Genomic DNA, 20,204 nt, shown 5'->3' with positions numbered 1-20,204 from the left:
ACTATAAAAAAGAGAGCCGACCCAAAGGCCGGCCCTCTATATTTATCTACGTGGATTTAATCCAGTAGTCTGGTGCTTACTTGAAGCGGCTACGTACGATAGCAACCATGGGAGCAAGCATCAGGAGCAGCCATTCCAGACCGAAGCCAGCTGCGGGGTTGAATACACAACCGGAGCTGGAGGAAGAGGAACCTGCTAAACCGAGAACAACCGGGTCAACAATGCCACCATCGATGGTGTTGTTGGTGTCGTAGGAACCGTTATCTTTAACGACCCAGTTTACGACAACTTCGTCAGTTGCTTCAATAACAGAGTTAGATCCGAGGAAACCGCTACCGTCAGCTCTGGAAATCCACCAAGCACCATCGGTGGTGGTAGCTTCATTGTCTGCGTAGGTGAGAAGATGAGCAGAAGAGCCATCAATCATTACCTTGTAGAGAGCGAGATCGGAAACTTTACCAGCAACACCAGTCATATCGAACTTAGCGGTGTAGTAGAAGTCTTTACCGGGGCCCATTTTACCGGAGCTAGTCAGGGTGTAACCTTTAACGTCGGTCAAAGGTACGAAGTCAGAAGCAATACCGGTCCAGTTAGCAAGAAGCTGAGTCTTGGTGTAACCAGTGCTGTTTCTGGTGTAGTTAGTACCGGAAGTAGTGGTCATGGACGCGTTGGTCTGATAGTTCGCAGCAGCACCGCTAACAACAGAAGTGGTAGCAGCAGTAGGGATCAGGAACGCGAGAGAACGGTATGCGATGCTTGTGTCACGGAAGTCTTTGTTTACATAACTTTCGTAGATACCAACTGCGAAGGTATCATCAGAAGATCTTTTACCGTAGAAGTGACCGATAACATTACCGTTAACATCTTTAAAGGTAGCGTTGGTCTGGGCAATTTTAAACTGAGAAGTAGAAGTTACATCAACGGAGTACTGATCAAGGTCAGTTTCATCTCTGTCGATGTTAACCAGAACACGACCAGCAGAGTCATCAACATACCAGTTATGAGCAGCACCTGTCAGCTCCATGTTACCATCAACACGGAACTGCATGAGACCAGCAGTTGCGTTACCTTTTTCATGGCCAGCTCTACCGGAACCAGTGTAAACAGCGGAATAACCTTTGTTCATAAGGTAAGAGTTAGAGAGGTCGGAACCACTCTTAACCATTACAGCAAAAAGCTTTTTACCAGCTGCATTTACGAAACCGGTAACCATGTTTTTATCTACATTGATAGTGGAGTTATCAAAAAGAGTGATGTAATCGGTATCATCTCTTTCAAGCTTAATGTTACCACCAGCAGCAGCCTTGTAGGTTGTTGCGTTGTAGTAAGCCCAGTCAGACTGATCTACAGTGTCAGTTCCGTTAACGAGGAAGTATCTAGCCTGAGCGTTACCGGTAGTGGATGCGGAATCGTAAGCGGAGTTGATCTGAACCTGACCGAAAACAACAACCGGGTCGTTCTTAGTAGTACCATATGCGTAGTAATCCCAAGTAGCACCGTCTGCGATATCTTTAACGGTACCGTTCTGGTAAAGCATGCTCATGGAAATACCGGAACCTGCTGCAGAAGAATCAACGTTAGATCCACCAGCAACAGCGTCAGTCATGTTGGAAGACGCGTTGGTAATACCAACCATCAGCTGGTAACCAGAAGCAGGAACAAAGTAAGTAGTTGCGTTCAAGGTAGAGTTACCTGCGCCCATGGAGACAAGACCACCGATCTGACTACCAGCAGTGGAACCAGCAGTTACATCATAGGTGAAGTAAGATGCACCTGCTGCTGCGGAACGAAGAGCAGTAGAAAAAGAGCTGAGCATGGTTTCAGCAGCACCTGTACCGTTAGTGTAAACGATGGTACCGTTCAAGTTACCACCATTATAGCTAGCGCGAGTACCGTTAACCAGCAGGAGGTCACTTTTAGCTGCTGCAGTCTGAATTTCAGACCTGAACATGTTCATTCTGCCATAAGATTTAACTGTAGCAGAATCACGAAGTCCAGAAGCATTAACACCGAAACCTGTAATGAACAGCTGAGTAGAGTTAGCTGTATCAGTGCCAGCAGCGTAGCCAGCAATGGTACCGTTGTAGTACGCAGGGAATTCAGCGGTCAGCGCGAATGCACTGGAAGCACTGAGTACGAGCAGTACTGTAAAAATACCGATAAGTTTTTTCATAATGAAAAACTCTCCATTTTTATTTGCGAACACCCGTAAACACTATGTTTACGGCATGCAGCGCATCTTTATAAAAAAGCATTACAAGAAATCACTAAGAAAAACAACCCTAAATGTCTATCAAAGGACTTCATATATTCTGACCATCGGGAATCCTTCATAGACCAACTTAAACCTGCTCTTAATTTCAGGAGCAGCTGGATCCATTAGTAGTAACCGAAATAAAAGACTGTTTTTGGCCAGATCGTCTACAAGATAGCCATAATTAAGATAACTATTATATACGAGAAAAGGACCTGCCGACTGGGGATAAACCTTACTTTCCCCTATACCCGGAGAAGCAATGGCATATCCGGAAAGAGGGAGAACATTACCATCATCAAAAGTGACGCTCCCAGACTCTTTATCCAGATTAAATGCAGACCTAACCGAAGAAATATTAGGATGAACGCCCTGTCCGTTCAATAAATTGCATGATCCATAGTATAAGATCCAATATGCCAGTCTTACATCCGCCCAACTGGTCACTATATATTGTTTGGGTGTATTCTTAAATCCATAATTTTTAAATCCAAAACTCCGTACAAGGCTCACAACATCTTCGACATTCATTTCATTCCAAGCTGTAGCGGGAACACCATTTTGTGATGCGGAAAATTTAATAAACTGATTAGCTTGCTGAAATGAAGGAGTCGTGTAAGCAAAAGCCAGAGGAAAAAGCGTTGAACCGCCATGATTACTACCATCGGCAAAAGATTTTTTACCGGTAAAATACATAGTTGCATATCCCCAGTCCCACCAGGTCCAGAAAGTGCTATCCGCAGGAGAAATTGTGGACATCGCTTTCAATGCCTGTGCATGCTCCTGATAAATAATCGGTGTAGGCATGGCCCTTTTATACTGAGGAAAAACGTTAAGCATTAACAAGACTATTAAAAAAATTGGCGCTATGGCTGCACAAGCCCTCTTCTTCTTGCCTAACGTTAAAAATCTAACCATGAGCCAATATAAAAAGTAACTCCCGCCAAGCCCAAGTACAACCCCACCAAACATGGCGAACCGACCACCCAACTTAACCGCAGCTGCGGTCATGAAGGCAAAAGGCAATAATAACAGAACATAGGGCCGCTTAGCCAATAGAAATAAAAAACCCAGCAGGGCGAAGCACGACAAATACATGTTGCCGGTCAAATCGCTTAGCAAGGCTACCAGCTTGACATTCTGGACCTCAATAACACTCTGCCCAATACTCGGATAATAGATTTGCGCCGTACTCTTTTCTACTACGTCCGAAACAGGCTTGAGATATGATTGAATTTTACTTAACAAATACCCTATCTTAACCCCTGCATCACTAAAAATCAGCACCAGCAAGATGACTAAGAGGTAAAGGTAGATACTCCCTAGGAAGCTTTGGCTTTTAATCTCTTTTTTCTCAGATATAATGATTAAAACAGCTGACAGAAGTAATCCAACCCACCCTAACATTGCTGCCAAACAAAAAGCTGTTAAGCCCTTCAACAAAACAGGTCTGCTCTCTTTATCCCCACAAAAAAGAACGAGAAAAATTGAAGCAAAAAGGACGAAGAGTCCAAACAAGAATACATCCCCATGCCACAGTCGTCCGTAGCTGACACAGCCTCCTGCAACAACAGGGATAAAATAATCCGGTATAGAAGGTTGGAACGAATCTTTTTTGCCAACACCGGGGAGCCAGCTATTTCTAATCCCTCTACTGACCCAGTAAGCCAACAAAACAGAGATCAACAACGGAAATAAAAGAGTTACCAAATCCGTGTCGTAATAGCTCAACCTTGTTCTGAAATAAAACAGAGGAATAGAAGTGGAAAATACACCGGCACACAGTCCTATCCACGGCCCGGCAACAAGCAGCCCCCAAGAAAAAGCAGCGATTGCTGTAAATCCGGCAAACACAGCAGGAAGCCAGAAAGCGATATTTCCATACTGCGCTCCAGTAACCTCACCTATTGTTTTAACAAGCCATGCCATTGGATTGTTTACCGCTCTGCCGACTCCCTTGGCACCAGCCAGCCATGCATATGCATCATGAGTTCCCAAAATGTATTCGCCATCAATCATAAATGCGGGATTATCCCATTTAGGCAAGTCAATACATCTCAGCCCAAAAGCAAAAACAAAGGACATCAATGCAAATAAAATATAAATCTTCCAGTCGGAAAACCATTCTAGCCTAGAGGATTCATCGTGAGTATTCATCACTAATACACCTATGAGTATTTGACGGAAAATTATGTAAATTAAAGCTTGGTAACCCTGACCACTTCTTCAAGGGTGGTAACCCCCTCTTTAACCAGACGAATACCGTGATCAACCATAGTTTCACGGCCCATTTCTTTGGCGTAGGCTTTAATCTGGTCTGAAGAAGCAACTTCCATGATCAGGCCGCGCATATCTTCTGTAACCGGGATCAGCTCGTAAACACCGCGACGTCCGCTGAATCCGGTGAAATTGCAGTGCTCACAACCGGCCCCGGCTGTCTGAGTTGAAGGCAGACCTTCTACTTCTTCAAAAAGCTTATAGGTATTTTCTGAAACTTCCACGGTCTGGGAGCAATGCGTGCAATTCACACGAACCAGACGCTGCCCAAGAACAAGAGAAAGGGACGAGGCCAGCAAGAACGGTTCAATGCCCATATCAAGCATTCTGGTCACTGCGGTAGCAGCATCGTTGGTATGCAAGGTGGAAAGCACAAGGTGACCGGTGAGTGATGCCTGAACAGCTGTGCTGGCGGTTTCTTGGTCTCGAATCTCACCCACAAGAATAATATCAGGATCCTGTCTAAGAAATGAACGAATGGTGGTGGCAAAAGTCATGCCCGCAGCCTTATTGACCTGCACCTGATTGATTCCGGAAAGCTGATATTCCACCGGATCTTCAACAGTGACTATATTCTTGTCATCACGAGGGAGCTCGCTTAATCCAGCATAAAGACTAGTGGTTTTACCGGAACCGGTGGGCCCGGTAACAAGTACAATGCCATGGGGCTGAGCAAGAACCTTCCTGAAAAGTTCAAGATCGGGGCCTTTAAGACCAAGATCTTCAAGGTTGAGAATATTCTTGGAACGGTCCAGAACACGCAAAACAGCCTTTTCTCCACTCATGGTAGGAATAGTTGAAACACGGACATCGACTTCTTTCTGTCCGAGCTTAAGAAAAATACGTCCATCCTGCGGCTTGCGGCTTTCAGCCACATCCATCTCACCCATAACCTTGATACGGGCGATGACCGTGGGGTGCAAACCTTTATCAAGTCGCTTGACCGCTTTCAGCACGCCATCCTGACGATAGCGGACAACGAAGCCGTTACCCTGTCCTTCAAAATGGATATCACTGGCCCCGGTGGAAATAGCCTGATGCAGGGTTTTGTTGACCAGTCTGACAATCGGAGCATCATCATGAGACCAGCCTAACAGATCCTGCCCGTCCTCACCTTCGGCATCATCAGAATCGGACTCAATAGCGCTTTCCTCTTCCCAGACAGTCAGTGCCTGTTCAAGCAGCGGAAAGAACTCTTCCTCGGATACAATTTCAGAAACAACATTTTTCCCCAGCCTCCATGCCAAAAAATCGGCCATAGGCAAAGATGATTCGTTCTGGAGAAGTACCTTAATTTGCTTATCCTGCACTTCAACTGGAATAAATTCATTCCGCTGTGGAAAGGTCAAAAAAAGGTCTACCACCTCTCGTGGAACTAAATTGAGATCGTATATATTACTCAATGGAACGCCCTATAAACCATCAGAAATGGAAGGAGTTTTAACACCGTTCTCTTTAGACCCGCTGCCTATGATGTTAAACTCTTCATCAATAAAATTGGTAATACGCTTGCGCTGCTTTCTGTACTTGTCCATCTTGGCTTTACTCAAAGCTTCAAGACCTTCAGTAGTCTGGATAATACGCGCCGAAAGGAAAACCATCAGCGTATTCTTATTCCCGCTATTGCTGGTTGTCTTGAAAAGCCAGCCCAGCAGGGGCAGATCAGAAAGATAAGGTACTCCAGCCTCAGTGCGGGTATGCTCAGCCCTGATCAATCCACCGATAACCATAGTCGAACCATCAGCCAAAAGAACAGTGGTATCGGTCTTACGGTCATTGGTAATGGGCAGCTCATTAGTGCTGGCCTCAGAGACAGTATTATAAGTCTGGTATACCTTAAGCTTGATCAAGCCATCTTCACGGTTGATTCTCGGAGTAATCTTAAGTTTAATACCTACATCTTTATATTCGTAAGTTGAAACAACCGCATCACCACTTGTAGTACTTTGCCCGGTTTTGTATGGTCTATTTTGACCGACAAAAATCTCAGCTTCGGCATTATCCAACGTCATAATCTGGGGAGCAGATATGAGATTAAAATCAGTGGCAGACTTGGTAAAATTGACTAAGGCACCAATAGTGGGAAAACTCTTACCCGCATAAGAAATGGTATCACCCAAAACACCCATGGAATAACCACCAGGGACATTCGAAGGATTAGATGCGTAAGCAGGCAACTTACTTTTTGACGTTTTGGTATACCCTAAAGTAGCGACACTCCCGCCCAAGTCAATTCCACCCTGCCATTCAACACCAAACTCCTTGGCATGATCCAAAGTAGTTTCAAGCACGAGGGCTTCAATGTAAACCTGATCCTGAGCCTGGTCCAGTTGGTCCACAAACGTATCAATCTGGGAAATTTGATCAGCCGGAGCCATGACAATAAGGGTGTTTGTAGCTTCATCTGCAGAGACCTGCACCTCCCCGGAATCTCCGGAAGAAGCAGAGTTTGCAGCCCCCCCAGAAGAACCTTTTGAGGAGGATGCTGCAGAGCCTGCCCCCTTAGAACTTCCCTCCGAGGGAATCCCTCCACCGGAGATAAGGCTTTTCAATACTTCACCGGCAACAACCGCTTCGATATTATGCAGCCTGTAAATCTTCATTTTAGAGTAAGAATCGCTGGACCGATCAAGTTTAGCGATAAGCCTTTTTATTGTATCAATCTGGTCACCGCTCCCAGACACAAGCAGACTATTCGCCCAGTCTAGAGACTCGACCACAGGAGGCGTTCCGCTCTTTCCAGAGGTAGAAAGTTTCTTATAGAATGATGTCAGCTTGGTTGCCACAGTTTTGGCACTGGTCTTTTCCAACTCAATAAATGCTGTCTCCTGCTGAGAACCTGCTCTTTTCAAAATCCCCAACAGCTTCTTCATTTTATTAACGTTATCCTGCAAATCCATAACCATTACCGCATCGGCCATGGGAACAGGAGTAACCTTCCCTATACGAGACTTCACCTGCATCAAAACTCCTTGAACCTTAGCCGGATCCATCTTGCCCTCAAGCTGAAATATTGAAGTAATAATCTCTTCGCCATTGCCTGGGGATGGAGAGGCTTTAATATCTGGAGTAAGAGTCTTAGCATCCCTAAGAGGTAAAACATAAGTAACATTATCTCTAGTAACGGCGTGGAAGCCTGCCCCACTCAAGACCTGCTGAAACACAGCCATAAGTTCCGGCTCGGTAAGGGATTGTCCCGCATAGATACTTACATATGTTCCGGGAAGGGATTCTTTGTTAAAAACAAGATTACGCCCGGTGTAGCGCCCGACAAACTTAACAAACTCGGCAAGGGAAATACTCTCAAGATTGGCATGAACACCATCACCACCTTCAGGCTGAGCCACAACAACAGAGACCATGAAAATCATGGACAAAAACAGAGCCACAACAAATCTATAAAAAATTTTCAGCATATTCAGCGCCATAAGCTCCACCGGAATTCCCGGCCAGAATCATTTTTTATCTGTATAAAATTATCCCCAGCAACCCGGACGACAATTCTTACGTTCCAACAATTAAAAAATCGCATCCCTGCAAACATCCTATACTTGCAAAGACCCGTCAAGCTTTCCCAATCGAGAGAAATCACATAAACTGATAAAACAAAAACGCATTGTAGGCAAAGTGGATAAGGGTTGCCGAAACCAAGCTACGGTATCTTTGCCAGATATACCCAAAAGCAAGCGACGGAAAAAAAGTAAGTAAAGCCCAATGCGGGGGCTGATGAATCAAATGCATACAAGCAAAAGTAAAAGAAGCCAAAAAGTTAGCCAGACTAAGCGGGCCTAACCGCCATTGATACTTCAATAGACGATCAACCCCTTCCTGCAACAGAAACCTGAAAAAGAACTCCTCAAATAAGGCCTTGAAAAATAATAGCTTCAAAGGAAGTTGAAGATCTGGTTCCGGAACATAGAGCCCTACAAATCCTAAAGAAAAGAATAAATAGAAAATAGGATCGGTGAGACTTACTGCTCCCAATTTGAACTGATACCAAATCCCTTTCAAGATTCGATTTACGAAAAAATCATAAACCATATGTTTCGCTATCTACTCAATAATTAATTAATACGGAGACTTGAAAAAGACAACACAACTGACTCACTCAAGGAATTACACCTTGTAGCAGGTTTACACCCTCTCTAAAACCCTTAAAAGCACATCTTCAGGCGTAACCTTAGTCAGGCAGCCCAGGTCGCCGCGATCACAACTTTCCCGACCGCAGGGCTCACAGTCGAGCCCGGCCACAACTTCCTCGTGATCAGGAGAAGGAAAAACCCAGCTTCCGGATGAACCGGGCATGACAATGCTCTGAGTTCCAACAGCCACGGCAAAATGCCGCGGAGCGGAACAATTCCCGATATGCAGCACTGCCCGTTCAATTAAAGCCGCCATCAACCTCAAAGAGCCGGGCTTCTCAAGCATGACACACTTATCAGCCACTCCAGATTCTTCCCTTACCTTGAGGGCAACATCTTTTTCTCCGGGACCATAAAGAAGAAAGAATTTAAATTGCGGTCGCTTTTCAGAAATCAAACGGATCAACTTCCCATAATATTCTTCAGGCCACTTACGGGTATGCCTTCTGTGAGAAGCGTCAATGGTGATTAACTGCTCGTCATCACCGACCCCCAGTGATTCCAGACAAGATTTAGCTTCAGCCCGTTCTTCATCTGAAACAAAAATTTTCGGCCGCTCAGAATTCCAATCAATACCCAGAGGCTTCAGCACTCCGGCTTTATACATTGCCGCATAACCGTCCGGGATAGATTCCGGCCAATTGGTATATAGCCAGCGGTTATACCACGGAGGCATCTCGGCAAGCTTGACCGGAGCATCACTGAAAAGCACCACCCAGCGGCAACGGGGAAGCTGCTGAAAATCGACAATCAAATCATATCCAGACCGGCCTACTTTCCAATAAAAAGATAAGGCCTTAATCGGATTACTTAATTCCTTTTTATTAATGGCCCAAATATGGCTGACAGCCGGATTGTTATCAAATACCTGTGTGCACTTATCCTCAGTCAGAACATGAATTTCAGCATGGGGATATTTTTTATGGAGCAGGGAAACAGAAGGAGTTGCCAAAACAACGTCGCCTATCTGACGCAACTGACAGACAAGTATCTTCTTTGGATTAATTGATGATATATCTTTCACTTTATAAAGCTCACAAATCTTGTTTCAAACAATCATGACAGTCGAAAGGCAGGAGAATAGAGCATACCCGACCAGCAAAGTCCAGACTTAGTAAACCCAAAATAACTACCGCAAAATAATCACGGCCAGCCTGCAAGTAAACCAGCCCGTGGCCCCGGTCAAGTTCACGACTCCAAGGAGCTAGCTCATTAATAAAAACAACTTTGACAAAAACAGCGCAGTTCAATTAAATTAAAACTAAGTACATTCCCTTATCCACAACACCAAAGAAACGGGAGAAATCATGAAAAGACTAACTTTGTGCTTCATTGTTTTACTCATCACGACCTTGGCTTTGCCCTGTAACGGATTTTCAGCAGAGACAAAAATGAAAGACACAACCCTACAGTTAAAATATTCTCCCATTGATATTGAACTGCCTCCGTGCCCGGTGAAAATCGCGGTAGTTAAATTCACGGAAAGCAAACCAATTAAAAAAATCGGGCAGAGCAAGCTTTTCAATTACTACCCCTCCGTAGACATCGGCACATGGATGGGACAAGCAGTATTCAAACAGCTCAAAGCCGAAGGCTTAAATGTTGAGTACTTTGAAACTATGGACGAAGCAGGTGATCGTTTTATCATCACCGGCATAGCTAACAAGGTATACATTAATCGCCCCGGCCAGTTTGAGATGGATTACAAGGTTCGGCTTGACGGCATGGTCACCGAAAACAACAAACTGCTTTTCGCCCAGAATTATACCTCCAAACAAAAAAAGGATATGTCCAACACTGGAGACAACGCTGGTAAACTCATGGCCGGACTGCACGACATTTTTACCCTCTTTCTCCCGCAAGCAATAAAAACGATCAACGAAAACCGATAATTATTTACACAATTAACATCACAACAAAATGTCCGGTGCATCTTTGATGTACCGGACATTTTATATACACTGAAGAAGGTATATTATTTTGCCAAGTAAGCTTGCTTAGAACATAAATTACCGCTATTAGAACCATCCCCGACCTGCATCTTATCTGACACTACTTTATCCTTAACAATCTTCTTTTGAAGGCGCCGAGCGTAATACAGTAACAAGAGCAATGAACAGCTTTATCAATAATATAGAATACTATCTTCCAGAACATACAATTGACTGCCATGAGCTGGATAGAATTAAACCACACTGGCATGTGCGCAACTCACTTCCCAAAACAGGAGTGCGCTACCTTCACCATTCTGAAAAAGACGAAACAACTTTGCAGATGGCCCATAAAGCCGCATCAAAAGTTCTGAAAGGTCTTCCCGAAGATGAACTGCCAGACACCTTGATCGTCTGTACTCAGACCCCTGACCAACTGCTACCTCATGTCTCCGCCTGCTTGCAGCATGAGCTCGGACTTCCGTCATCAACCAAATGTTTTGATGTAAGTCTCGGTTGCAGCGGATACTGCTACGGTCTCTCCATTGCTTACGGCTATATGGCAGCAGGAATTTCTGAGCGGGTACTTTTCGTCACCGTAGATAATTACTCCAAAGCCATTAACCCGGAGAATAAGACATCATTCCTTATTTTTTCTGACGGAGCAGCAGCGACAATTATCGATAAGCCCGCCGCAGCACCTACATTCCTTTTCGGAACTGACGGTAGCCGCAGTGAATCGATACGCTGCCTCAATTCCGGAATCAGCGTTGTCACCGGAAAAGAAGCCGACGCTCCCATCGCAAGACCGGACATGCAGATGGATGGATTCAAAGTCTTCCAGTTCACAGTAAAAACTATCCCCGCTGAAATCAAAAAACTTGCAGATCAAGCCGGAACCGGTATGGAAGGAATCGACCTCTTCTTTTTCCATCAAGCCAGCAATAAAGTCCTTGAATCACTCGCCGACAAGCTAGACATCCCGGAAGAGAAGATGATCATAGATCTGTACGAGGTAGGGAACACCACTTCCTCCACCATCCCCATCGCCCTTAAACGGGCAGAAGAGAACGGCAAGCTCCGCCGGGGAGACACAGTCATGCTCTTCGGCTTCGGAATCGGCCTGAGTTGGTCAGGAACTGTTATAACATACTAAAAAAGCTCCCCGAATCAATGATCCGGGGAGCTTTCCACTTCATGTCTCCGCAGAGCTAATTAAAGCTTCACTTTTCCCAGAATAAATTCTTTCACCCTTGCTACAGACTCTTCAAGACTTTCCTTATCTGTTTCCACAATCAGATCCGGATTTTCAGGGAGTTCATAGGGGGCAGAAATACCTGTGTAATTCTTAATTTTACCTTCCCGGGCAAGCTTGTAGAAGCCTTTCACGTCCCGCTGTTCGCAGAGCTCAAGCGGACAGGTGATAAATATCTCATAAAAATCAGCGTCACCGATTATTTCACGAGCCATCTCCCTATATATTTTTAAGGGAGAAATGAAAGCGCACATACATACGGTACCGTTCTCGATAAACAATTTTGCTACTTCAGCAATACGCCTGATGTTTTCCGTTCTGGCAGCCGGAGAAAAACTTAAATCACCACACAGCCCATGGCGCACATTATCTCCATCAAAAACGTAACCTCTCATACCTTCATCAAAAAGCTTTTTCTCAACTCCATGGGCAATGGTCGACTTGCCGGACCCTGAAAGTCCGGTGAACCAGAAAACTGCGGATCTGTGCCTGTTGAGCTTCTCCCTGTCCTCCCGGCAAACCTCTCCCCGAAACATCTGAATATTCTTTTCACTGCTCATGATTCTCAATCCTCCGCCTTATGCAAGTACACATTCCGCTGCGGGAAGGGGATAACTATACCCTCATCTTTAAATCGCTTATAGATATCCCGGCTGAGAGTATGGACCAGTCTGCCCCGGTCGTGAGGGCGGGCCGCCCAGCAGAGCAACTCAAACTCAAGTGCGGAATCCCCAAACCTGCGGAACCTAACCCGTGGCTCAGGCTCGGAAATGGCAAGTTCGTTGTCCTCTGCCAACTCCATAAGAATTGCTTCCACCTGATCCACATCCGAACCATAGGCTACGCCGAGCTTGATACGCACTCTGAAATGGGGATGGGGACGACTTTGATTAACGACCTTACCGTTGGTGATCACCGAGTTGGGGATGGTAATCATGATATCATCACGGGTCTGAATTTTAGTACTACGCATACCTACCGCCTTGACTTCACCACGATCTCCGCCATCAAGGACAATGTAATCACCGGCCCTGAACGGACGGTCCATAAAAATGGAAACACCACCGAAAAAATTAGCCAGCGTTTCCCGGGCAGCGAGAGCCACAGCCACACCGGCAATACCAGCCGAGGCAAAAATAGCTGTCACCGGAATACCGAAGGAACCACCAACATTGTAAAAAAGAATAAAAATTAAACCAAATGAAACCAAACGTGAAATCAATTTTATTACATCGGCATCAAGTGCCTCTTCTTTGATTTTGGAAGTAGCAATTATCCCGCGCATGATAATGTCACCAGCAATAAGAATGGCAAAACCTGCATAAATGGCAAAAACTAATTCCATCATCATGGTCACAAAGGAAAGCACGTCTCCGGTAATATTTATCTGCTCAGCTACAAAATAGCTCAAAAAAGAACAGACAAACATGGCATAGACAGGAAAAAGCAATCTCTCCATTCGCCAGCTCCAATTATGAGCCCTGTATTTCAGGGTTCGATGCCAGAGCCAAAAAATCCACATGCTAAATCCGCCCAAAGCAATAATCAGAACAAGTAATACCCATTGCCAAACAGCCTGTCCCAAATATCCTTTCTTCATCCATTCAGGCAGGTTATTTAATAATCCATCCGGGATCATCCATCCTGAAGAATAAATATACTGTTTATAAAATCCGTTATAGTCATCCCCTTTACTATTAATATAGGGAAGGTGGTCTACCTCTCTGTAAAACTCTTCCAGTCTTCTCACAGTCTCAGGTGTTATCAAAAACGAGCCCATACGAGGCCCGTCAGGACAACGCCCAATAGTAATCTCTGTATGCGGGATACGCCAAAGCTTAATTTTATGATCCTTGACCTCATATTTGTCCGGAATATCCAGTATGTCCGGCAATTCAATACGGTCCAGTATGTCCCGGAGCAGCAGTACTGATTCAATACTTACATCTGCAACCAACGTAGGGGGAACCTTGCTGAAATCAAAACATCTTTCAGCACGCTGCAAAAATTCCCTTTCCAGAAAAACATCTTCTTCAGCGGCAGTAGCTGCTTCATAAAGCTTATCTGTATAATGGATAAAACTGGAAAGAGTTGCTCTAGGACTGGATGTGTCCGGCGGTTCCAACGGAAAAATATTGGAAGCCAGCCCCTGCTGGGCCAGCAGCATTATAATTGTCAACGTGAACAAAAATCTACGCAGGCAGGATTTCATAAAAGTCCCCTTTTTCAATTTCTGCCGCACCTTAACACGATCTGAGCTGATCTTTCCATTGTTTAAATAACGAAAAAACCCGCTCCTGATTTTCAGGAACGGGTTATCTGCACTAAATTATAATCAATTCGATCAACCCAGAAAATCCACCAGAATTTTCCAGATACGCTCTGAGGCATGACCATCCCAACCGTCTATTTTCGGAGCCGGATTGCCGGTCTTTTTAAGGGCAGCCTCAGTTTCACGCAAAATATTTTCCCCGGAAATTCCGGCCAACACATTGGTACCCTGCTCAATAGTCACCGGACGTTCGGTATTTTTACGCACAGTCACGCAAGGAACACCCAGCGCGGTAGTCTCTTCCTGCAATCCGCCGCTGTCGGTAATTACCACCTGAGCGTCTTTCCATAGATACAGAGATTCCCTGAAAGAAAGGGGCGGGATGGTATGCACGTTTTCAGAAAATGAAATCCCGAACTGAGCCATCATCTTCTCGGTGCGCGGATGGATAGGGAAAAGCAAGGGCAGTTCTTCTGCAATTTTGTTCAAAGCCTCAACAATCTCTTCCAAAACCTCGCGCTTATCCACATTGGAAGGACGGTGCATAGTCATAAATCCGTAACGCCCGAACTTTTCCTTCAGTTCACGGCTCTGGTAATCAGCTACAACCTCCGGCCCCAAACGACCGACATTGTGAAAAAGGTTGTCAATCATCACATTGCCTACATGAAAAACATCATCCGCACTCTTGCCTTCACGAAGCAGGTTTTCGCGGCCATGGTCCTCGGTAGTAAAGAACAGATTGCTGATGGAATCGGTGACCATACGGTTGATTTCTTCGGGCATGTCCATATCACCACTACGCAATCCGGCCTCAACATGGGCTACCGGGATGTGCAGTTTCCTTGCAGTAACAGAGCAAGCCAGCGTGGAATTTACATCACCCACGACCACAACAAGGTCAGGCTTTTCTTCCATGCACATCTTTTCAAAAGCGATCATAATCGCTCCGGTCTGCTCAGCATGGGTGCCAGTGGATTTACCCATATTAAACTTGGGCTTGGGAATGTCCAAATCTTCAAAAAAGACCTGTGACATCTGACGGTCGTAATGTTGTCCGGTATAGACCATTTGGCATTCAACGCCCTCAAGCTCACGGGCTGCCCGAAAAATAGGTGCCACTTTCATAAGATTGGGACGTGCCCCAGCAACAAGAAATACTTTTTTCATGGAAGATGCCTCCGGCGGCTCTCCGAGGGCCAAAGAACCCTTTTGGAAAAGGGTTCTCTAGACTCTCCTAAAACTTTTAATAAGCTTCGCTCTTTTAAAACGAAGAGCGTCATATAATTAAATCATCAACAATCCTCCAAACTACCCCAAATAAAAACTATTAAAAGTTTTTGGGATTCTTAAACCCTTTTTTCAAAAAGGGTTTAAGCCGCCGGAGGCAAAATCAATTCATTCTTAACAGCGAATCCAAATTACTCAGGCCCAAATAACTTTGCCTGTAATTCATCCAGCGTGCGGCAAGTCTCGGACTGGAAAATTGGCCCATAACCAAGCCGCTGAGCCTGCTTGAGCCTTGTTTCCCCGCCTGATGCGGGCCTGATGCGTCCATTCAGGTCCACTTCGCCCCAGAAAACTGCTCCGGGCAGCAAAGGACGATCATAGAACGATGACAGCACTGCGGCAACTACGCCCAGATCAAGTCCGGGATCACGCATGGCCAAGCCGCCGCCGATCTTGGCATAAATATCGAGCTGACCCAAGTTCAAATTGAGTCGTTTTTCCAGCACGGCCAAAATCAGGTTCAGTCTGTTGGTATCAAACCCCAAAGCAGTACGGCGTGGAATGGACAAGACCGTGCGGCTGGCAAGGGCCTGCACCTCCACGGCAAAAGGCTTATGCCCGTCCATGGCCATGACCACTGCGGCCCCAGAACAGGAATCGTCCCGGTCACCAAGAAAAAGAGTTGAAGGGTCTTCCACAATCTCCATGCCTGCTTCACGCATGGAAAAAACCACAAGTTCATCACTGGGACCGAACCTGTTTTTGAGCACCCGCATAATACGCATCATGTGCTTGCGGTCACCCTCGAGATACAAAACCGTATCCACCATGTGTTCCAGTAATTTAGGTCCGGCAATCTGCCCGTCCTTGGTCACGTGCCCTACGATAACCAGCGTGGTGCTAGTCTTCTTAGCCGCTTCCACCAGCTCAGACGAAACCGCCCGCACCTGACTGACGCTGCCCGGAATACCATCCGCGCGAGGTGAAGTAAGAGTCTGCACCGAGTCGACAATCATCAAATCCGGCTTTTCCGGGGCTTCCAGAATGGACAGAGCTTCTTCTGCATTTGTAGCGGCCACCGCCAGCAACCCAGATTGCAACACGCCCAGACGATCCGCCCGGCCCCGAATCTGGGCCAATGATTCCTCGCCTGAAAAGTAAACAGCATTGTTGCCCATACGGCATTGTTCGGCCGCCAATTGCAGCAGCAAAGTAGACTTACCAATGCCCGGTTCTCCGCCCACAAGCACGGCTCCGCCCGGCACAAAGCCTTTACCCAGCACGGTATCAAGGGGCTTAAAACCGGTTGAACGGGCCTCAGTATGCTCAATAGGAATATCCGCCAGCGGTACAGCCAACGCATTGGCAGGAGCATGGCTCACCCCGCCTTTTCGACGGACCACAACCTTTTCCTGCAAAGTATTCCACTCGCCGCAGCGAGGGCACTGGCCCTGCCATTTCAAGGCCTGAGCACCGCAATTAGTACAAACAAAAACGTCTTTAGTTTTCATGGGTGGGCCTCCGGAGTCCAGAGGGGGAAACTTTTGGGAAAAGTTTCCCCCTCTGGACTCCCCCTTCCAAACTTTTTATCGGGCTTCGCTCTGTTTTCCGGTAGAAATATCTGTCGCTAAACAGAGTACTCTTCCGACAAAGTGCCCTAAATTAAATTCGTACAAAAAAAGGCGGGAGATTCAGCTAAAAGCCATATCTCCCGCCATTATTAACTTCTAATCAGCACAATCCATCCAAGCTATGCCCCAATAAAAACTATTAAAAGTTTTTGAAGAGTCCAGAGAAACTTTTTCCAAAAAGTTTCTTTGGCCCTCGGAGAGTCGCCGAAGGCATCTTATTTCTTAGGCGGATTCTTGGCGTCTACTACGTTGATGACATACTCCTTAACTGCGGGCGAGGGCTTGAAAAACACGACCATAAACGGCGTATCCATACCCGGCTTGAGCAGCGTGTTGTTGGAGAGTATGCCGACCTTGGAGCCAAGTCCGGCCTCAATTTCTTCTTTGGACTGCACTTCCAGCTGAAACAGGGAAAGGGTATTTCCGCAAAGCAGCCGTCTAGAATCGAGCACCTGCCCCTTGTCATCGAAAAGCTGTGCTTCAACTTCGATCAGCTCTTTGGGCTTACTGAAATTATTGACCACTTTACCTTCGATGATGAACAGCTGTCCGGCCTTGTCATTATTGACATAGAACTGGCGCAAATCCTTGAAGGAGAACTTACTGAACCGCTTGGAAGGCGGCTCATTGGAATCAGCAGTCCCGGCATCATCGGAAGAGATGAAGGGGATACTGAAAGGCAGACTTTCCCATACTTTGAAATACCATGCGGCCCCGGCGCCACCTCCGAAAAGAAGCAAAAGCACGAGGGTAATGATCAGCCCTTTTTTACCTTTCTTCTTGCCCTTTTTCTTGGACGGGGGAGTGTCGAGATCATCATCAAGGTCGAATCCGGCTATTTCACCATCATCAAGAGAGAGACCGTCTTCATCGAAATCCTCTTCTTCGAAGTCCTCATTCTCCTCAAAATCTTCCTCTTCAACCTCGCCGTCATCTTCCTCTATCTCTTCGTCATCATCGAAAAGATTATCTTCGGAAAGATCAGCACCGTCATCGTCATCAGCGAAAAGATCCTCATCGTCAAAGAGGTCATCACCTTCATCTGCTTCAGATGCAGGCGCGGCAGGCGCAGCGGCTTCTTCGGCTTCATCGTCTCCGCCGAAAAGCTCATCATCTATATCAAAATCATCTTCGGGTGCAGCAGCTTCCTCTGCGGCAGGCCCTGCAAGGGGATCATCATCGTCGTCAAAAAGGTCGGCCCCGAGTTCTGCATCAGCTGAATTATCGTCAGAACCGAAAAGATCATCTTCAAGGTCATCTGAATCATCCGCCGCAGGAGCTTCACCCGGTTCATCAGCACCAAGATCACCGAACGGGTCCTCATCAAGCTCATCACCCAATTCATCCGCGGCCTCATCAAAAAGGTCATCGTCAAAATCCGGTTCTGGCTCGGGTTCAGGCTCGGGCTTCGGCTCGGGCTTCGGCTTAGGTTCAGGCTTGGGTTCCGGCTTCGGTTCCGGCGCAGGCTTAGGCTGCTCCTCTTCAAGCATGGACTCAACTTCATCCTCCGGCTCGGGAGCGGGAGGAGTTACCTTAAAAATATTTCCGCATTTGGAGCATTTGACCTTAGCCCCGCCTGCCGGAATCTTACTTTCCGGTAAATTGAATTTGGTCTCGCAATTTGAACACGTAATAATCATGGACCACTATACCTGCCATTGAATAGGTTAACCGACTTGTATTTATTACAATTTTAAGAACAGAACCCCTAAAATCTAGGCATTCTCAAGTTCATACACTGCACTTAAATACCTGTATTTTTCAGCATAGTCCATTCCGTATCCCACAAGAAAGCCGTGATCGAGAATAAAACCGGGAAATTCAACTTCCAGATCGATTTCGCGACGCTCTCTTTTATCAATCAGGGAGCAGGTTTTCACGCTCAGCGGGTTACGTTTTTCAAACACATGCTTAAGAAACTCAACAGAATGCCCAGTGTCGACAATGTCTTCAATGATCAGCACATGCTTATCGGCAATGGAAACTTCAAGGTCCTTGGAGAAATTCATGTTTCCGGTACGGCTGGTTCCGGCCCCGTAGCTGGATAGACGCACGAAATCAATTTCAGGGTCAAGGCTCAAGGCGCGGGTAATGTCAGCAAAAAAGAGATAAGCTCCCTTAAGTACGCAAACGCAGACCAACGGTTCCTGACCGTAGGTTTCGGAAATATCCTTACCGAGTTTCTCAATTCTTTCAGCAATTATTTCTTTAGAAAAAACTTCTTTGAGACTATGGCCCATGACAGTTTTCCTTATTTATTTCAGTTTCATAATCATTGGAATTTCATCGCAATCCGGGAACTGGGGACAGTTAATGCAGTCGGCCCAGATCTTCTGGGGCAGCACATGTTTATCTGTCTCCACAAAGCCCAGCTTTGCAAAAAATTTCTCAATATTGGTCAAAACAAAAACGTCGCAAACACCCAGTTCACGCGCTTCCTGAATACAGGCTTCCACCATCTGTGCACCCAGATTGGACCCCTGTGCTTCAGGCACAACAACCAGAGACCGCACTTCTGCCAGACAATCCCAGCTTATGGCAAGTGCACAACAGCCGATAATTTTGCCGTCTTCAGCCTCGGCAACAAAAAAATCACGCAGATGTCCGTAGATAGAGTTCAAAGGCCGGGGCAGAACCATTGCGTCCCTTGTCCGATCCTTAATTATTGAGTGGATGTGCTTGGCATCCTCCATTGAGGCTTTTCTTATCTTTGCCATCCGCGTCTACCGATCCTTTAACATCTTATTGATATATCTTTCAAACATGGTTCCGGGATAGCTTCCTTCCTTATCGAAAACCCGCTGCCCCGAAGGATCATACAGCATGGTTCTGGGAATGGATTGAATCCTGAAGGCACCGCCCACATCTTCTGCGGCAAAATAAACCGGATAATTAAACTCCCCTTCCTTGAGCATAAATTCATCAACTAAATCGCTGCTTTCATCAACTGAAACACTGATCATCACCAGCTCGTCGTCAGAAAATTTCTTGCGCAGTTCAATGAGTTCCGGAATCTCCGCACGGCAGGGAGGACACCAAGTGGCCCAGAAATTAATCAGTACCACTTTACCTTTATTATTGGTGATAATGTCCTGAATCCCCTGAGCATTGATGGTATCAACGCCTTCAACGGTCTCAGCCTTGTTGCACCCGGCAACAAGGATCAGTGCCAAAATCACCAGCACACTTATTTTATTGAATATTTTCATATA

16 protein-coding genes are annotated in these 20,204 nt (G+C 46.1%); 2 read left to right on the top strand and 14 right to left on the bottom strand.

The features are described from left to right. Positions 1-76: 76 nt before the first annotated feature. From D0S45_05515 to D0S45_05490, 6 genes are all read right to left on the bottom strand, one after another. Positions 77-2,173, bottom strand: coding sequence for a hypothetical protein (locus D0S45_05515; GenBank protein TIH18016.1), 2,097 nt, complete (start codon positions 2,171-2,173; stop codon positions 77-79). Between the two features lie 120 nt (positions 2,174-2,293). Then, positions 2,294-4,411 (bottom strand): hypothetical protein, encoded by a 2,118-nt coding sequence (locus D0S45_05510; GenBank protein TIH18015.1) that lies wholly within the window; start codon positions 4,409-4,411, stop codon positions 2,294-2,296. A gap of 41 nt (positions 4,412-4,452) precedes the next feature. Then, entirely contained in the window at positions 4,453-5,934 is a 1,482-nt protein-coding gene (locus tag D0S45_05505; protein TIH18014.1) for a type II/IV secretion system protein, read from the bottom strand. A 9-nt stretch (positions 5,935-5,943) separates the two neighbouring features. Further along, positions 5,944-7,959, bottom strand: coding sequence for a type II secretion system protein GspD (gene gspD / locus D0S45_05500; GenBank protein ID TIH18013.1), 2,016 nt, complete (start codon positions 7,957-7,959; stop codon positions 5,944-5,946). A 160-nt stretch (positions 7,960-8,119) separates the two neighbouring features. After that, the gene (locus D0S45_05495) at positions 8,120-8,584 is read right to left on the bottom strand and encodes a JDVT-CTERM system CAAX-type protease (protein ID TIH18012.1); all 465 of its coding nucleotides are present in this window, start codon (positions 8,582-8,584) and stop codon (positions 8,120-8,122) included. Between the two features lie 81 nt (positions 8,585-8,665). Next, complete coding sequence (locus tag D0S45_05490) at positions 8,666-9,697, bottom strand: glycosyltransferase family 9 protein (GenBank protein ID TIH18011.1); 1,032 nt, start codon at positions 9,695-9,697, stop codon at positions 8,666-8,668. A gap of 283 nt (positions 9,698-9,980) precedes the next feature. Between D0S45_05490 and D0S45_05485 the strand changes: the two genes are divergently transcribed. Together D0S45_05485 and D0S45_05480 are read left to right on the top strand one after the other, a co-directional pair. Beyond that, complete coding sequence (locus D0S45_05485) at positions 9,981-10,565, top strand: hypothetical protein (protein ID TIH18010.1); 585 nt, start codon at positions 9,981-9,983, stop codon at positions 10,563-10,565. A 220-nt stretch (positions 10,566-10,785) separates the two neighbouring features. Next, positions 10,786-11,760 (top strand): ketoacyl-ACP synthase III, encoded by a 975-nt coding sequence (locus tag D0S45_05480; GenBank protein ID TIH18009.1) that lies wholly within the window; start codon positions 10,786-10,788, stop codon positions 11,758-11,760. 59 nt (positions 11,761-11,819) lie between these two features. Here D0S45_05480 and cysC read toward each other — a convergent pair whose 3' ends face one another. The 8 genes from cysC to D0S45_05440 all read right to left on the bottom strand — a co-directional run bounded on the left by cysC (position 11,820) and on the right by D0S45_05440 (position 20,201). Beyond that, on the bottom strand, positions 11,820-12,419 hold the full coding sequence (gene cysC / locus D0S45_05475) for an adenylyl-sulfate kinase (GenBank protein ID TIH18008.1): 600 nt from the start codon (positions 12,417-12,419) through the stop codon (positions 11,820-11,822). 5 nt (positions 12,420-12,424) lie between these two features. Then, a complete protein-coding gene (locus D0S45_05470; protein TIH18007.1) occupies positions 12,425-14,071 on the bottom strand; it encodes a mechanosensitive ion channel family protein in 1,647 nt (548 codons plus the stop codon). Between the two features lie 132 nt (positions 14,072-14,203). Then, positions 14,204-15,301, bottom strand: a complete 1,098-nt coding sequence (locus D0S45_05465) for a UDP-N-acetylglucosamine 2-epimerase (non-hydrolyzing) (protein TIH18006.1) — start codon at positions 15,299-15,301, stop codon at positions 14,204-14,206. A gap of 251 nt (positions 15,302-15,552) precedes the next feature. Continuing rightward, entirely contained in the window at positions 15,553-16,872 is a 1,320-nt protein-coding gene (gene radA, locus D0S45_05460) for a DNA repair protein RadA (protein TIH18005.1), read from the bottom strand. 335 nt (positions 16,873-17,207) lie between these two features. Continuing rightward, complete coding sequence (locus D0S45_05455) at positions 17,208-18,632, bottom strand: DUF3426 domain-containing protein (GenBank protein ID TIH18004.1); 1,425 nt, start codon at positions 18,630-18,632, stop codon at positions 17,208-17,210. Positions 18,633-18,707: 75 nt separating this feature from the next. After that, positions 18,708-19,232: a hypoxanthine phosphoribosyltransferase gene (hpt, locus tag D0S45_05450; protein TIH18003.1), complete on the bottom strand. Its 525-nt coding sequence runs from the start codon at positions 19,230-19,232 to the stop codon at positions 18,708-18,710. Between the two features lie 15 nt (positions 19,233-19,247). After that, positions 19,248-19,709, bottom strand: coding sequence for an N-acetyltransferase (locus D0S45_05445; GenBank protein ID TIH18002.1), 462 nt, complete (start codon positions 19,707-19,709; stop codon positions 19,248-19,250). 6 nt (positions 19,710-19,715) lie between these two features. Continuing rightward, the gene (locus tag D0S45_05440) at positions 19,716-20,201 is read right to left on the bottom strand and encodes a TlpA family protein disulfide reductase (GenBank protein ID TIH18001.1); all 486 of its coding nucleotides are present in this window, start codon (positions 20,199-20,201) and stop codon (positions 19,716-19,718) included. Between the last annotated feature and the right edge of the window lie 3 nt (positions 20,202-20,204).

It is taken from the genome of Marinifilum sp. JC120 (assembly GCA_004923195.1).
Lineage (GTDB): Bacteria > Desulfobacterota > Desulfovibrionia > Desulfovibrionales > Desulfovibrionaceae > Maridesulfovibrio.
The sequence above is the reverse complement of the archived record's forward strand: the minus strand, read 5'-3'. Positions and strand labels throughout refer to the sequence as shown.

What these genes read in the sequence shown, in the direction of transcription:
- D0S45_05515 (TIH18016.1), bottom strand. Translation starts at nt 2,173, where the DNA reads ATGAAAAAACTTATCGGTATTTTTACAGTACTGCTCGTACTCAGTGCT.
- D0S45_05510 (TIH18015.1), bottom strand. Translation starts at nt 4,411, where the DNA reads ATGAATACTCACGATGAATCCTCTAGGCTAGAATGGTTTTCCGACTGG.
- gspD (TIH18013.1), bottom strand. Translation starts at nt 7,959, where the DNA reads ATGGCGCTGAATATGCTGAAAATTTTTTATAGATTTGTTGTGGCTCTG.
- D0S45_05485 (TIH18010.1), top strand. Translation starts at nt 9,981, where the DNA reads ATGAAAAGACTAACTTTGTGCTTCATTGTTTTACTCATCACGACCTTG.
- D0S45_05480 (TIH18009.1), top strand. Translation starts at nt 10,786, where the DNA reads ATGAACAGCTTTATCAATAATATAGAATACTATCTTCCAGAACATACA.
- cysC (TIH18008.1), bottom strand. Translation starts at nt 12,419, where the DNA reads ATGAGCAGTGAAAAGAATATTCAGATGTTTCGGGGAGAGGTTTGCCGG.
- D0S45_05470 (TIH18007.1), bottom strand. Translation starts at nt 14,071, where the DNA reads ATGAAATCCTGCCTGCGTAGATTTTTGTTCACGTTGACAATTATAATG.
- D0S45_05465 (TIH18006.1), bottom strand. Translation starts at nt 15,301, where the DNA reads ATGAAAAAAGTATTTCTTGTTGCTGGGGCACGTCCCAATCTTATGAAA.
- radA (TIH18005.1), bottom strand. Translation starts at nt 16,872, where the DNA reads ATGAAAACTAAAGACGTTTTTGTTTGTACTAATTGCGGTGCTCAGGCC.
- D0S45_05455 (TIH18004.1), bottom strand. Translation starts at nt 18,632, where the DNA reads ATGATTATTACGTGTTCAAATTGCGAGACCAAATTCAATTTACCGGAA.
- hpt (TIH18003.1), bottom strand. Translation starts at nt 19,232, where the DNA reads ATGGGCCATAGTCTCAAAGAAGTTTTTTCTAAAGAAATAATTGCTGAA.
- D0S45_05445 (TIH18002.1), bottom strand. Translation starts at nt 19,709, where the DNA reads ATGGCAAAGATAAGAAAAGCCTCAATGGAGGATGCCAAGCACATCCAC.
- D0S45_05440 (TIH18001.1), bottom strand. Translation starts at nt 20,201, where the DNA reads ATGAAAATATTCAATAAAATAAGTGTGCTGGTGATTTTGGCACTGATC.